Raw genomic sequence first — 13578 nt, 5'->3', positions numbered from 1 at the left:
CGTGAATACGTCCTTGTAGGCTCGGTCTTGCCATCCCAGGCAAGACACGGTCCGGGAAGGGGAACCCCGACACTGTCCTCCAGATGACGTGCGCGCATCGGGTTTTAAAGCGTAAAACTAAAGCCCGAAGAACGAGGTTCGGGGTGAGGTTCCAAAACAATCAGGGAAACCACCGTTTCCCGTTTTGGAACCTCACCCCGCACCTCGTTCCACCCCCAAAGTTCCAACCCAAAAAAACGTTCCACCCCCAAGGTTCCACCCCAAAAAAAGTCCAGAAGCACATAATCTCCGTAGTACCAAAGCCAAGCAACGGAGCACCCGATGAAATACAACGACCTGCGAGACTTCATTGCCCAGCTTGAAGCCATGGGCGAGCTGAAACGGATCAGCGTCGAAGTCGATCCGCACCTGGAAATGACCGAAATCTGCGACCGGACACTGCGGGCAGGTGGACCAGCGTTGCTGTTTGAAAATCCCAAAGGCTATGACATGCCGGTGCTCGCCAACCTGTTCGGGACCCCGAAGCGGGTTGCCATGGGTATGGGGCAGGACGAGGTTGCCGCCCTGAGGGACATCGGCAAATTGCTGGCGTATCTCAAGGAGCCAGATCCCCCCAAGGGCTTCCGGGATGCTATCGAGAAGCTGCCGCTGTTGCGACAGGTCATGCGGATGAGCCCCAAGGTGCTGCGCTCCGCGCCGTGCCAGGATGTAGTCATTGAAAAGGACGACATTGATCTGGGCAAAATTCCCGTGCAGCATTGCTGGCCTGGCGATGCCGGGCCTCTGGTAACCTGGCCGCTGGTCATTACCCGTGGGCCACACAAAGAACGGCAGAACCTTGGAATCTATCGGCAGCAGGTCATTGGCAAGAACCGGCTGATCATGCGCTGGCTCAGTCATCGTGGTGGCGCACTGGATTTTCTGGAGTGGAAGAAAGCAAACCCTGGTAAACCCTTTCCGGTTGCCGTTGCTCTGGGTGCGGATCCTGCCACCATTCTTGGAGCGGTGACCCCGGTACCTGACTCCCTGTCGGAGTACGCCTTCGCGGGTCTGCTGAGAGGTGGCCGTACCGAACTGGTCAAGGCGGGCCTGAGTGATCTTCAGGTGCCCGCCAGTGCGGAAATTGTGCTGGAAGGGTTTATCTACCCGGACGATATGGCGCCGGAAGGACCGTTTGGTGACCATACCGGTTACTACAACGAGGTGGATCACTTCCCGGTATTCACCGTAGAGCGAATGACCCATCGCCGTGACCCGATATATCACAGTACCTACACCGGACGGCCACCGGATGAGCCAGCGATTCTCGGTGTGGCCCTGAACGAGGTGTTCATTCCGATTCTGCAGAAGCAGTTTCCGGAAATCATTGATTTCTATCTGCCGCCGGAAGGATGTTCCTACCGGCTGGCGGTGGTGACCATGAAAAAGCAGTATCCAGGTCACGCCAAGCGGGTGATGATGGGGGTGTGGTCGTTCCTGCGCCAGTTCATGTACACCAAGTTTGTCATCGTAACCGACGACGACGTGAATGCCCGGGACTGGAATGATGTGATCTGGGCGATCACCACGCGGATGGATCCGGTGCGGGACACTACACTGGTGGAAAACACCCCCATCGACTATCTGGATTTTGCCTCGCCGGTGTCCGGTCTGGGGTCCAAGATGGGGATGGACGCCACCAGCAAATGGCCCGGTGAAACCGATCGGGAATGGGGGACCCCCATAACCATGAGTGATGAGGTGAAGCTGCGGGTTGATTCGCTCTGGGACAGCCTGGGCATTGATACGCCGTCATCGTCGTTGTGATCCTGAGATGAGGAATACCGGGTTTCAGGCCGTCTTTCAGCCTGCAGGGCTCAGCTTCGGTGCCGGGGAGGAAGATCTGCTCAGCGCCGCCGGCCGGGCGGGAATCGCCGTGCCCGCCGCCTGTCGCAACGGCGTGTGTGAAATCTGTGAGGCCCGTCTGCTGAAAGGGCAGGCGCTGAACACCCGTAACCAACAAATCATGACGGTCGGAGATCGCCTGATGCTGTGCCGCAGCCAGGCCCTTGACGACCTCGAACTGGAGATGAATGCCATTATGGCAGCCGGAGAAAACCAGACTCGCAAGTTTCAGGCAAAAGTGACGGACGTGCGCGCCCTGAACCATGATGTTTACAGGGTTGAGCTGCACCTGCCCCGGCGCCGGGAGCTATCCTTCCACGCCGGACAGTACCTGTCGGTGAACCTGCCGGATACTGAGCCCTGTTATTTTTCCATCGCCAGCAGTCCTTCCGAGCAGGCCATAGAGCTCCATATTCAGGCCTCGCCGGATTGGGTTTCGGCTCAGAAGGTGATTGATGCACTGACCTCCGGCGGTGAGGTGACTCTTGAGATGCCCCACGGCAAGGCCTGTCTGGCATCTGCCCCCGGGAAGCCGTTGCTGCTGGTCGCCGCAGGTACCGGCTTTGCCCAGATGAAAAGCCTGGTGGATTACCTGCAGGAAACGGATTACGACCTGCCGGTAAGCCTGTTCTGGGGTGTCCGCCGGCCGGAAGATATGTATCTGCGTAGCCTGGCCCGGCAATGGCAGGAGAACTGGCCTCCGTTGCGCTTTATTCCGGTGGTGGGTGATGACGAAGACAATGACTGGAGTGGGCATCACGATCAGCTGGTGGGCGCGGTGCTGGCCAGTGGCGCGGACTGGAGCAATGTCCAGGTTATCGCCAGTGGTTCACCGATCATGGTTGAAGCGGGGTTGCCGGAAGCAGCGTTCTTCTCTGACGTTCTCGAATACGCACCACGCCCCGCCAGTTAGCTGAGCCGCCGGGCGGATGCTGACCGGAACCGGGCCTCAGGCCCGGGGCATGGGCAGATCCGGTAATCCGCTGTCCCTGACCAGTCCCTGCATCAGCAGTTTCACGTTGCTTTCATCCTGCGCCATGTGAGCGTTCAGACGACTCAGTTCTGCCAGGGTCTCGTGACTGCGGCGCAGGTGCAGGCTGGTTTCAAAATATTCCCTGGCCTTGCCCCATAGCTCGTTGCGCAGGCTCAGGCGCCCCAGTGCCAGCAGCAGGTCCGGGTTGTTGGGGCGATCCTGCAACCAGCGTTGGGCCGCAAGAAGTTGTTCGTCCGGCTTTGCGCCGCAGACCCGCCCGTACAGCGATACCAGCTCGTCACTCCAGTGATTACGAAGGACCTTGCGCAGCAGGGTCTCCGCCTGTGCCTCGTCTCCGTCTTTGGCCAGTAATTCGGCGTAAACCCGAATGGTATGCTCATCCCTTCGCATGGAACCCGGCAACTCGTCCCACAGGCGGGTGAGGGGTTCCAGTGAGCGGCTGCCCTGACGGACAGCCTCTTCCGATGCCCGGTGCAGAAGTTTGTGCCATACCGTTCGCTCGAGGCTGTCCAGTTCCTCAGGGTTCCCCAGTTGGCGTTTACGCAGCTCAGGCAGCAGCCTGGACAATTCCCGCCAGTCCTCCAGGCGCAGATACACCGTTTTCAGCAGCTTGAGGAGGAACGGGTGATGGGGGGCCTGTTTGCGAAGCCGGACCAGGGTCGCCAGCGCCTGTTCCAGCCGGTTGGCGTTCAGCTGCAGTTGAGCCTGGGTGATGCCCACCGCCAGATCAGATCCTGGCGTGCTTTCATAGGCTTTACGCAGCAGATCATCCACCGCATCGTGATCACCGGACTCAGACGCAGCCTGAGCCGCAGCAAGATAATTGATAAGAGGCGTATCCGCGTGCTCGGCTGAGGCTTCCAGTCGTTTTCTGGCCTGGGGCCAGTTGCCCTCGGCGAGCGCCAGCAGGCCCTCGGTGGTGCGTTTCCGTGCCCGGCGTTGCTGACCTTTGGCAAGCCAGTGGGTGACCACGCCAGTGCCCCGGGTCAGCTTGCGGACCAGCCCGGCCAGGGCCAGGAGCAGGGCGACGAAGGCGATCATCAGGCCCAGGCCAACCCAGAAATTGGTTTCAATCAGATAGTGTCCGAGACTGATGCGAACGTAGCCCAGGTCATGCTGCAACCCGAGGCTTAGGCCTACACCGATTATCAGGGCCAGCAATAGCAGGATCAGCAGGCGAATCATGAGTCATTGCCTCCGTCACTCTCGCCATTGGCCGCTTCGGTGTCAGGCTGGTCGCGTCCGGCAATGCGACCTTTCAGCAGGGTCAGCGAGCGGCTGATGTCCGGCAGCGGGGGGTCTATGTTGCGGTTGCGCAGCTCTGCGACGGATTCCTTGAGGGTCGCGATGCGGTTGTCGCTATCGTCAAACCAGGTATTGAGCGCATCCAGGGCCTTGTCCAGGGTCTGCTGGTAGAGTTCACCATGGCCACGAAGGACCGCCAGTTCGGCCTGCTCCAGCATCAGTTGAAGGTTAAGCCTGGCCCAGGCGCTCTGGTCCGGTGACATCATCGGCTCGACCGTGGCATCCATCCGGCGGATCACGATGACCTCTTGCAGGCTGTCCCGGAATTGTTGCCATCCGCGCTGGAAAGCACTTTGCACGGTGCTCTGGTCGGCACCGGGCTGGTCAGCGCCAGAGGTATTCATGGCCTTCGCCGGTTCCTGCGAGCCAATCACTGCGCCCTCGGTCAGCCTGGTTACCTGTTCCCGGAGCGCCTCCAGTTGAAGGTAAAGCCCGGTGCGGTCGACATCACGGAGGTTGCGCAGGGCAAGGATTTCGCGGGCGAGCTGCTCTCTGACCGGGTACACGCCGATATCATCGGTCTCCCGTAATACCTCGTCAGCGGACTGCAGGGCAGCAAGAGCGCCGCGAATGTCTTTTTCGATCAACAGACGCTGGTTGCCTACCCGCAGCAGGTATTCGGATTCTGCCAGCAGCCAGTCGGTACGGTTGCGGTTTCCCGCGTTGAGCAATTCCCGGGCGTTGTGGTCGATCTGTCGCTGCTGGGTGGCGACCGCATTACGCTGATCTTCAATTCGGTCCTCAAGCGCTCTCAGGCGCTGGGAAATTTCCGTGCTGCCCTGTTGCTCCCGCTGCTGAAACTGGCGGTTACTGTCCTGCAGCAGAGCAAGGCGTTCGGTCAGTTGCTGCTGATGCTGCCACTGTTGCCAGCTCCACAGTGCCAGCACAATGACGGCAACCAGTGCGATAATGATGCCTGACCAGAGTGGCCAGATTCTGGGTGGACGGGCCGGTTTGCTGGCGGGTATCGGAGCGGGCAGTTGCGGGTTCGATTCAGTCACGGGCATCCTTACTGGCGGTCGGATCAATCCGGAATGGTATTGCTGCTCGGTTCGCGGGCTATGGCCTCTGCTATGGTTTCCACTATGGCCTCGTCCTGCAGGCTGTGCGGAATGCAGTAACGGCTGAATCCGGCCCTGGCTGCCTGCTCGGCGACCCGCTGAACCGGAACCAGCAACAGGCTTTGTGTGTAATTATGGCCGCTATTCTCGCTCAGCGCGATGAAATTGTTCAAAGTTTCCCCGGACAGGGTCACCACAACCTCCGGCTGGAAATCTCCGAGCAGCTGTTGCAGGTCGTTGTCACTGTAGTCTGGCATGCTGCGCCGGTACAGCGGCAGCAGGGTCACTTCGGCGCCCCGGCTCATCAGGGTATCGCGGATCAGTTCACGGCCCTGTTCGCCCCGGGCGATCAGTACCTTGTGGCCCCTGATGGTCAGCAGCTCAGGATGCGCGAGCAGCGCCTCACTGGTGACCCCGGTGGCCGGAATAATGGGTGACAGCCCGCCCGCGGCCAGCACGGCGGCGGTGCCGCGGCCTACTCCGTACCAGCTCAGTCCGGCTGGCAATTGCGGCCACCACACATCTGCCCGTTCCAGTAGTTGCCCTGCGGCGTAGGGGCTGACTGCAATAACATGTTGAAACAGATCGAGATTCTGGATGGTAGTGCGGGCTTCCGGAGTTTCTGGCAGGGGGTGGCGCTCCAGTGCCGGCAGGACGCGGCAGTCGGCACCATGATCCCGGAACAGGTCAGCCAGCCGCGAGGCCTCGGGTTGCGGCCGACAGACCAGTACCCGGCGCCCCGCCAGAGCGCGGGCCAGCGACTGAGTATTATTCCGGGGTGTGCCCATAGATTTCGGCCAGTATCCGATCAGCGCCCATGGCCAGCAGGTCTTCGCCCAGCTCACGGCCCAGCTTTTCGCCGTCAGCTCTGGGGCAGCGGCCTTCGACACGCACGATGTTTTTACCGTCGACTGATCCCACCAGGCCTCGTAGCCAGAGTGTGTCATCGTCTTCCAGCAGGGCGTAAGCCGCGATGGGAACCTGGCAGCCGCCCTGGAGCCGGCGATTGAGAGCCCGCTCGGCCTTGACCCGGTCGGCCGAGTCGGCGTGATTCAGCGGCTCCAGCATCGACCGCAGTTCCCTGTCATCAAGCCGGCATTCGATACCAAGCGCGCCCTGTCCGACTGCAGGCAAAGAGAGGGTGTCTGGCAGCGTATAACGAATCCGGTCATGGAAGCCCAGACGCTTGAGCCCGGACGACGCCAGAATGATGGCCTGATAGTCGCCCGCATCCAGTTTCGCCAGCCGGGTATTGACGTTGCCCCGCAGGGTGCGGATCACCAGGTCGGGGCGATAGGCCCGCAGTTGCGCCTCCCGGCGCATGCTGGCCGTGCCCACCACGGCGCCCCGGGGCAGGGCATCCACCGATTCGAAGTCGTTGCTGATGAACGCGTCGGTAGGATCTTCCCGTTCACAGATGGCCACCAGCCCCAGGCCTTCGGGGAACTCCATCGGGACATCCTTCATGGAGTGTACCGCCAGGTCGGCGCGGCCATCCAGCATGGCTTCTTCGAGCTCCTTTACGAACAGACCCTTGCCACCAATTTTTGCCAGCGGAACATCCAGAATCTTGTCGCCCTGGGTTTTGATGCCCAGCAGCTCCACCGTAACGTTCGGATGAAGACGTTCCAGCTCGGCCTTGATAAATTCGGCCTGCCAGAGGGCCAGGGCGCTGTTGCGGGTGGCGATACGGAGGGTTCGATTGGACATGGTGATCTCTGTTCTCATTGCTCGGTGAATCAGTGTATCCCGCAGTGCTGACCTGATGGCAGTCTGCCGGGGGGCGAAGCCTACCGGCTACAGCGCAAAAAGTCCCGTTACCAGACGGGACACTAGTTGGTGTGACCGTTGGTCAGCCACTGGCGGACTGCCGCAAGGTGTCTACGGCTGACGGGCAGTGTGGCCGGGTGCCCCTCAAGGCGCACATGGTACCCGCTATCGTCGTTACGTTCGAGCGCGCGGATGTGGCGGGTACCGGCCAGGGTGTTGCGATGCAATCTGAGAAAGAGACCAGGAAAGCGCTGTTCCAGAGCCTTCAGGCTGAGGTCCGTGAGGGTCTCACCGCTGTCGTGAGTCAGGGTGACGTATTTCTGGTCCGCCTCGCAAAAATAGACCCGGGTCATATCAATCCGCTCCGTGCCACGGCTATTGGTGACGGCCAGAATCAGGTCTTCGTTGGCTGCCGGTGTCTGCAGCGCCTGACGCTGAACCCGGTTGACCCGGCCCGCGCGGGCCAGGGCTTCAGCCAGTGCCTCCTGCCGCACCGGTTTCAGCAGATAGGCGATGGCCTGCACATCAAACGCCCTGATGGCATAGTGATCGTAAGCCGTGCAGAAGATGATCGCTGGCGGATTGGCCAGAGCCTGAACCAGCGACGCAACCTCGAGGCCATCCTTGCCCGGCATCCGGATATCCAGCAGCAGTATGTCTGGCTCCAACTGGCGGATGCCGGTGAGCACTTCATCGCCATTGGCGGCCTCGCCGCATACTTCGACATCCGGCAGCGCGGAAACCATCCGCCGCAGCCGTTCCCGGGCCAGGGGCTCGTCATCGGCAATCAGTAGCCGGTGGGTGGTCATGCTGACTCCTTGTCGCTGGCGGAGGCGAGGGTTTGCCAGGGCAGTCGCAGGGTGACCGTATAGCGATCGCCCTGACGGCTGTGCTTGAGCACGGCGGTTTCGCCGAACAGGGCCTGTATGCGATCAAGGGTGTTATCCAGTGCCATCTGGTTGCCCTGGTGTTTCGGACCCTGGTCCGGTGGTCTGGGGTTCTGTACCAGCAGATAGACATGATGGCCACTGCGCTGGCTCTCAATAACCACCTCGCCGCCCCGGGGGTGGGGCTGAATACCATGATAGATGGCATTCTCGACCAGCGGTTGCAACGTCAGTGGTGGAATGGCCTGGTGGTTCAGGGCCGGGTCCAGTCGCCAGGTTACCCGCAGCCGTGGCCCCAGTCGCAGCTGCTCCAGAGCCAGATAGCGTTTGCAGAGATTTAGCTCTTCTTCCAGTGGCACCAGTCGATCGCTGGTTTTCAGGGACGCCCGGAACAGTTCCGACAGATCCAGCACGGCGTCTTCGGCCTGTTCCGGGCGTGAACTGATCAGGCTGGCAATGGTGTTCATGCTGTTGAACAGGAAGTGAGGGTGGATGCGGGCCTGCAAAGCCGTCAGGCGAGACTGCATTTCCGCCTGTCGCTGACGCTGCCATTGGTTCTGAAGGTAGAAATAACGCAACACCATCAGCGTAATAATGGCGGCAATCAGCATGTTCTTGCCAGTGGTCTGCCAGCGGTCGGCGGCCGCGTCCGGGTATACGAGCCCGGTGGCAAACAGGCTGAAAACCAGAACGTCAGCGATCACCAGCAGCACGATGGCGATGCTGGCCGCCGCGGTCTCGAGTCTGGCCAGCCAGGGCCGCAGCAGGCAGATCAGTGCCGCGCTGGTGAGCACGGTCCATTGGGCGAAAAGCGACACCAGGCCGAAGTAATTCCAGTCGATCCAGCCGGTCCTGGCGTGGGCAACGGCCAGCAACAACACCAGCAGTTCACTGGTGACCACCAGCATGAACACGGACCTGACCCGGCACAGATCCGGCACGAAGAAACCCTGCCCTTGCGAAGGCAGTGAATCTGTGGAGGAAATTTTGCCGGTGACAGGGCGCATTCGGATGAGAGTCCTTGCCAGAGTGTTATAATCCGGGCCAACGTTCATTGCGCCCGGACCATTTTGCCGGGCTGCCAGCAGGAAAGATACACCATGACCGAGCAGAACAAGACCTCCGAGAAACCCTGGGGCGGCCGTTTTACCGAGCCGACGGATGCATTTGTGGAACGGTTCACGGCTTCTGTGGGGTTCGATCAGCGTCTCTATCATCATGACATTGCCGGTTCCGTCGCCCATGCCACCATGCTGGCGGAGGTGGGGGTACTGACGACTGAGGAGAAAGACCTCATCATTGAGGGTCTGGCGGCGGTACGGGCAGATATCGAGGGGGGCCGGTTCGAGTGGTCGGTCAGCCTTGAGGATGTTCACATGAACATTGAGGCCCGGCTGACCGACCGGATCGGTATTACTGGCAAAAAGCTGCATACGGGGCGCAGTCGCAACGATCAGGTGGCAACCGATATCCGCCTGTATCTGCGGGACGAAATTGATGTGATTACCACCGAGCTCAAGCGCCTGCGTCTTGGTCTGCTGGATCTGGCGGAGCGGGAAGCAGCCACCATCATGCCCGGCTTTACACATCTGCAGACTGCGCAGCCGGTGACCTTTGGTCATCATCTGCTGGCCTGGTTCGAGATGCTGGAGCGGGATGCCGAGCGCCTGCAGGACTGTCGCAAACGGGTCAATGTGATGCCCCTTGGCGCCGCGGCGCTGGCTGGCACCACCTACCCCATTGACCGCACTATCACCGCCCGCCTGCTGGGATTCGACCGGGCCAGTGAGAACTCCCTGGACTCGGTCAGCGACCGGGACTTTGCCATCGAATTCTGTGGTTTTGCAGCGTTGCTGATGACCCACCTTTCCCGCTTCAGCGAAGAGCTGGTGCTGTGGACCTCGGCCCAGTTCGATTTTATCGATCTGCCGGACCGGTTCTGCACCGGCTCGTCCATCATGCCCCAGAAAAAGAACCCGGATGTGCCGGAGCTGGTGCGCGGCAAGACCGGGCGGGTCAACGGCCATCTGATCAGCCTGCTGACGCTGATGAAAGGTCAGCCGCTGGCCTACAACAAGGACAATCAGGAAGACAAGGAGCCGCTGTTTGATACGGTCGATACCGTCAAGGGTTGCCTGCGAGCCTACGCGGATATGGTTCCGGCCATTCGGCCGAAAGCAGATAACATGCGCGATGCGGCCCGCAAGGGGTTCTCCACCGCCACGGATCTGGCCGATTATCTGGTCAAGAAGGGCGTGGCGTTTCGTGACGCCCATGAAATTGTCGGCAAGGCAGTGGGGTTCGGTGTTGCCGAGTCCCGTGATCTGTCAGAAATGACCCTGGACGAACTGCGCCAGTTCTCTGACGTCATTGCTGAGGATGTGTTTGACGTGCTGACACTTGAAGGATCGGTGCAGGCCAGAAATCATCTGGGCGGTACCGCGCCAGAACAGGTCCGGGCGGCCGTTGCACGGGCAAGGACGCGGCTGGGGTAAGTCGCCGCCAGTCCTGTGGCTGTTGGCCCGGGCTGGCGCGACAGGTCAGGCTTCTCCGGCGTGCTGCCAGCGGTTGTCGGTGGAGATCAGCTCTTTCAGCGCGCGATTTTCGCCAACCTGGGTGCCCTGGATAAACCGGATGCCAAGGCTCTGGGCCCTGCGGCGGGAGATGTCATTCTCGATGCAGGTGGCAATGGTGGCCTTGCCGCTGGAGCGGGCAATCTGCTGCAGTGCTTCAATCATGAGTTGGTGGGTGGGCTCTTCGTGAAGGTTTCTCATCAGCGCGGGCGCCAGCTTGATCCAGTCCACCGGCAGGCGGCTGGCCAGCTTGAAGCTTTCAACCGTCCCGCCGGCACCGTCCAGAGCCACCCTGCAGCCCAGTTGCCGGAGTGCACGGCATTGGTGGCGCGTGGTTTCCGGATGGCTGACGCCGTGATGAGCGGCAAGCTCGAAGCAAAGTGCTGAAGGCTCCAGCCCGGATGCGACCAGCAGCTTCTGGATGTATTCCGGAAAGCTGGTGTCCTGGATGCTGCCCAGTGACAGATTAAAGCCGCAGTAGCGCAGTTCGCTGAGTAGCTGCGGGTGTTTCATCAGATGGCAGACGGTTTGCCGGATCACCTTCCGGTCGAGTCGACGGGACAGTTCGAAGCGCTCCGTCAGCGGCAGAAAATTCTGTGGCGTCAGCAGGCTGTCAGTGTCTGGCTCAAGCCCTCGCAACCGGGCGAAGACCTCAATCCGCAGGCCGGACTCAGTCGCATCCAGTGCCTCGATAGACTGATACTCCAGCGGCAGTCCACCCTGGTTCAGGGACTCCCGGATGTGCACCAGCATGGCTCGCGTACTTGCTATCGCTGTGCGTCTTTTCTGTTCAATGGCGGCCTGACGGGCGTTTCTGGTGGGTAATGCCGATTTTGGGGCAATGGAAATGGCAGGAGTGGATGGCGCAGGTCTTGCGCTCTCGGGAGCGGAGCGGACGATCACGTTTGCTGCCAGAAAATAGCCGCGGCCATGGCGCAGGGTAATGCTGAAGGGCTTTTCGCTCTGGTGAAAACTGGCGTAATCACCTGACAGAGGGTTATCCTCCGGTGAGGCAATCAGCTGCTTGAGGGTGCGCCCTTCAAGATCCTGGCTATGATAACCAAGGACGTCGGTCAGATGGCTGTCTGTGCCAATAATAAGAAGGCTGCTCTGCTCTACGATCAGAACAGTACAGCTGCCTTCTCCGTCATGTCGGTGATGACGGCTTATGACGAGCTCTTTCACGTCAGGGTGCTCCTTCTCGGTCCGTGCCTGACTGTTATTATTTGCGGGCATCCAGTGCCTTATACCTGTTAGCGGCGTCCGGCCGACTCAGGTTCTGTTATTCCGGTTGCAGATATTATGCCAACCGGGTCACATTGTACAGTGGATACAAAACAGGGAAATGTCTCAAAAATGGAGTGTAGTTGAACTGTGCATAATTTGCCCATTTCTCTGGATTATTCTGAAGGTGTTGATCGTAAGGTACTGAAAGCGCTGACCCAGCGCTTTTGTGGTATCAACCGTCAGCGGCTGGAAAGAGCCCGGTCGGCGCTGACCCGGCGGCAGCAAACGGTGCTTGATGTGTTGCCACTGGCCTTTCACCTTAACCACCCCGCATTACCAGGGTATTTCGGCGATTGTCCGGCGGGCCTCAGTCGTTATGAGCCGGCAGCCGACACAGTCAGTGCCGCCCAGGGTCTCGCCCGTTCCTTTCGCTTGCCCCGGAGCGCGCCGCGCAAGCGTGATCTCACCGGTATTTTCCTCATGGGCAGCCCGGGTTCCCTGGGGCATTCGGTGGCCAGTGATCTGGATGTCTGGCTGTGCCATCAGCCCGGTCTTGCCGGGCAGGAGATTGCCGCCCTGAACGAAAAAGCAGTCCGGCTGTCCCGGTGGGCAGCAGAGTTTGGTATCGAGCTGAATATTTTCGTGTTTTGCGCCAGCGATTACCGGGACCGTTTAAAGCAGAGCGAAGTCAGTGGTGAAAGCAGTGGCAGCGCCCAGCATTTCCTGCTGCTGGATGAGTTCTATCGGACCGCGATACATCTGGGGGGGCAATATCCGCTGTGGTGGCTGATCCCTCCGGACGATGAGGGCCGTTATACGGAGTTGGCGGAAATTCTGTTAACCCGTCGATTTGTAAGGGAAGAGGAGTACCTCGATTTTGGTGCTCTGGTCAGTATTCCCGAAGAGGAGTATCTGGGTGCCGGTATCTGGCAGCTTTACAAGGGTATTGATTCGCCCTGGAAGTCCCTGCTGAAACTCCTGTTAATCGAGTGTTACGCACGTAACCGTCGGGCCGGGCCGTTGTCGGCGGATTACAAGAGGGCGGTCTTCGCTGGTGAGACCTGTCTCGATGCGCTTGATCCCTATGTCATGTTGTACCGGCGGCTGGAGCGTTGGTTATTGGCGTCGTCAGCGCCATCGCGCCTGGACCTGGTTCGCCGTGCCCTTTACCTCAAGGCCGGGTTGCCACTGACCCGCGCCGACGAGGCCGCTGGCCGCTGGCAGGGGCGCCTGCTGAGGCATCTGGTCACGGAATGGGAATGGGATGATGGCATTCTGGCGGAGCTGGACGGACGCAATCAGTGGCGTCCCGAGAAGGTTGTCCAGTTACGCAAACGGATTGTGGCGGAACTTACCCACAGCTACCGTCTGCTGTCGAAACTGGCCCGGAACCGTGAGCTGCAGGCCAGTATCCGCCCGGAGGATCTCAACCTGCTTGGTCGCAAGCTGTACGCGGCGTTTCAGCGCAAGGCCGGTAAGGTGGAGTACATCAATCCCGGTATCGTGCCATCGCTGAGTGAAGAGAATCTCGCGTTTTGCCAGGCTGCCGGGGACAGTGCCAGTGGCGATGCCTGGCTGTTGTTCCGCAATCTGGACAATTTTTCCGATATTCCCTGGGCCAACCCGATTCGCCGGGCGGGCAGTCTGGTAGAGCTTGTGCTCTGGTGTCATTGCAATGGCCTGCTCAGTCCTGTCACCCGCCTGAACCTGCGGTCCAGTGGCATCGCGATGACCGTGGACGGCCTGAAATCCATGGTGGCTTTCCTGCGTGCCGCACTGCCAGTGCGGGGAGAAGTCGGGCGCGAGGCCCTGTCTGCGGCGCGCCGTCCCTTGCGCCATCTGTTACTGGTCAATGTTGGTGTGGACCCACTGTCCAG

At 60.3% G+C, this 13578-nt stretch carries 11 protein-coding genes; 4 read left to right on the top strand and 7 right to left on the bottom strand.

Annotated elements, in window-relative coordinates:
- Positions 1 to 321: 321 nt before the first annotated feature.
- Together ubiD and AAC035_RS10490 are read left to right on the top strand one after the other, a co-directional pair.
- Positions 322 to 1806, top strand: coding sequence for a 4-hydroxy-3-polyprenylbenzoate decarboxylase (gene ubiD, locus AAC035_RS10495; protein ID WP_339803602.1), 1485 nt, complete (start codon positions 322 to 324; stop codon positions 1804 to 1806).
- A gap of 7 nt (positions 1807 to 1813) precedes the next feature.
- The gene (locus AAC035_RS10490; RefSeq protein ID WP_339803600.1) at positions 1814 to 2797 is read left to right on the top strand and encodes a 2Fe-2S iron-sulfur cluster-binding protein; all 984 of its coding nucleotides are present in this window, start codon (positions 1814 to 1816) and stop codon (positions 2795 to 2797) included.
- A gap of 36 nt (positions 2798 to 2833) precedes the next feature.
- Here AAC035_RS10490 and AAC035_RS10485 read toward each other — a convergent pair whose 3' ends face one another.
- The 6 genes from AAC035_RS10485 to AAC035_RS10460 form a co-directional block, all read right to left on the bottom strand.
- Complete coding sequence (locus tag AAC035_RS10485; protein ID WP_339803598.1) at positions 2834 to 4063, bottom strand: heme biosynthesis HemY N-terminal domain-containing protein; 1230 nt, start codon at positions 4061 to 4063, stop codon at positions 2834 to 2836.
- Entirely contained in the window at positions 4060 to 5190 is a 1131-nt protein-coding gene (locus AAC035_RS10480) for a uroporphyrinogen-III C-methyltransferase (protein ID WP_339803594.1), read from the bottom strand. The genes AAC035_RS10485 and AAC035_RS10480 overlap by 4 nt, the downstream gene beginning before the upstream one ends.
- 17 nt (positions 5191 to 5207) lie before the next feature.
- Positions 5208 to 6032 (bottom strand): uroporphyrinogen-III synthase, encoded by an 825-nt coding sequence (locus AAC035_RS10475; protein ID WP_339803591.1) that lies wholly within the window; start codon positions 6030 to 6032, stop codon positions 5208 to 5210.
- Entirely contained in the window at positions 6013 to 6954 is a 942-nt protein-coding gene (gene hemC / locus AAC035_RS10470) for a hydroxymethylbilane synthase (protein ID WP_339803588.1), read from the bottom strand. The genes AAC035_RS10475 and hemC overlap by 20 nt, the downstream gene beginning before the upstream one ends.
- A 122-nt stretch (positions 6955 to 7076) precedes the next feature.
- Positions 7077 to 7823, bottom strand: coding sequence for a LytTR family DNA-binding domain-containing protein (locus AAC035_RS10465; RefSeq protein WP_339803585.1), 747 nt, complete (start codon positions 7821 to 7823; stop codon positions 7077 to 7079).
- A complete protein-coding gene (locus tag AAC035_RS10460; protein ID WP_339803581.1) occupies positions 7820 to 8908 on the bottom strand; it encodes a sensor histidine kinase in 1089 nt (362 codons plus the stop codon). Before AAC035_RS10460 ends, AAC035_RS10465 begins: the two co-directional genes overlap by 4 nt.
- A 93-nt stretch (positions 8909 to 9001) precedes the next feature.
- On the opposite strand from AAC035_RS10460, the gene argH reads away from it, so the two are divergent.
- Positions 9002 to 10396: an argininosuccinate lyase gene (argH, locus tag AAC035_RS10455; protein WP_339803578.1), complete on the top strand. Its 1395-nt coding sequence runs from the start codon at positions 9002 to 9004 to the stop codon at positions 10394 to 10396.
- Between the two features lie 45 nt (positions 10397 to 10441).
- Here argH and AAC035_RS10450 read toward each other — a convergent pair whose 3' ends face one another.
- Positions 10442 to 11659, bottom strand: coding sequence for an EAL domain-containing protein (locus tag AAC035_RS10450; RefSeq protein ID WP_339803575.1), 1218 nt, complete (start codon positions 11657 to 11659; stop codon positions 10442 to 10444).
- A gap of 189 nt (positions 11660 to 11848) precedes the next feature.
- On the opposite strand from AAC035_RS10450, the gene AAC035_RS10445 reads away from it, so the two are divergent.
- On the top strand, positions 11849 to 13578 hold a 1730-nt coding region (locus AAC035_RS10445), incomplete at its 3' end, for a class I adenylate cyclase (RefSeq protein ID WP_339803572.1).

Source organism: uncultured Marinobacter sp., from assembly GCF_963974375.1.
In the GTDB taxonomy this organism is placed as follows: Bacteria; Pseudomonadota; Gammaproteobacteria; order Pseudomonadales; family Oleiphilaceae; genus Marinobacter.
Note: the sequence above shows the minus strand (reverse complement) of the source record. Positions and strands in the feature narration are given on the sequence as shown.

What these genes read in the sequence shown, in the direction of transcription:
- ubiD (WP_339803602.1), top strand. Translation starts at nt 322, where the DNA reads ATGAAATACAACGACCTGCGAGACTTCATTGCCCAGCTTGAAGCCATG.
- AAC035_RS10490 (WP_339803600.1), top strand. Translation starts at nt 1,814, where the DNA reads ATGAGGAATACCGGGTTTCAGGCCGTCTTTCAGCCTGCAGGGCTCAGC.
- AAC035_RS10485 (WP_339803598.1), bottom strand. Translation starts at nt 4,063, where the DNA reads ATGATTCGCCTGCTGATCCTGCTATTGCTGGCCCTGATAATCGGTGTA.
- AAC035_RS10480 (WP_339803594.1), bottom strand. Translation starts at nt 5,190, where the DNA reads ATGCCCGTGACTGAATCGAACCCGCAACTGCCCGCTCCGATACCCGCC.
- AAC035_RS10475 (WP_339803591.1), bottom strand. Translation starts at nt 6,032, where the DNA reads ATGGGCACACCCCGGAATAATACTCAGTCGCTGGCCCGCGCTCTGGCG.
- hemC (WP_339803588.1), bottom strand. Translation starts at nt 6,954, where the DNA reads ATGTCCAATCGAACCCTCCGTATCGCCACCCGCAACAGCGCCCTGGCC.
- AAC035_RS10465 (WP_339803585.1), bottom strand. Translation starts at nt 7,823, where the DNA reads ATGACCACCCACCGGCTACTGATTGCCGATGACGAGCCCCTGGCCCGG.
- AAC035_RS10460 (WP_339803581.1), bottom strand. Translation starts at nt 8,908, where the DNA reads ATGCGCCCTGTCACCGGCAAAATTTCCTCCACAGATTCACTGCCTTCG.
- argH (WP_339803578.1), top strand. Translation starts at nt 9,002, where the DNA reads ATGACCGAGCAGAACAAGACCTCCGAGAAACCCTGGGGCGGCCGTTTT.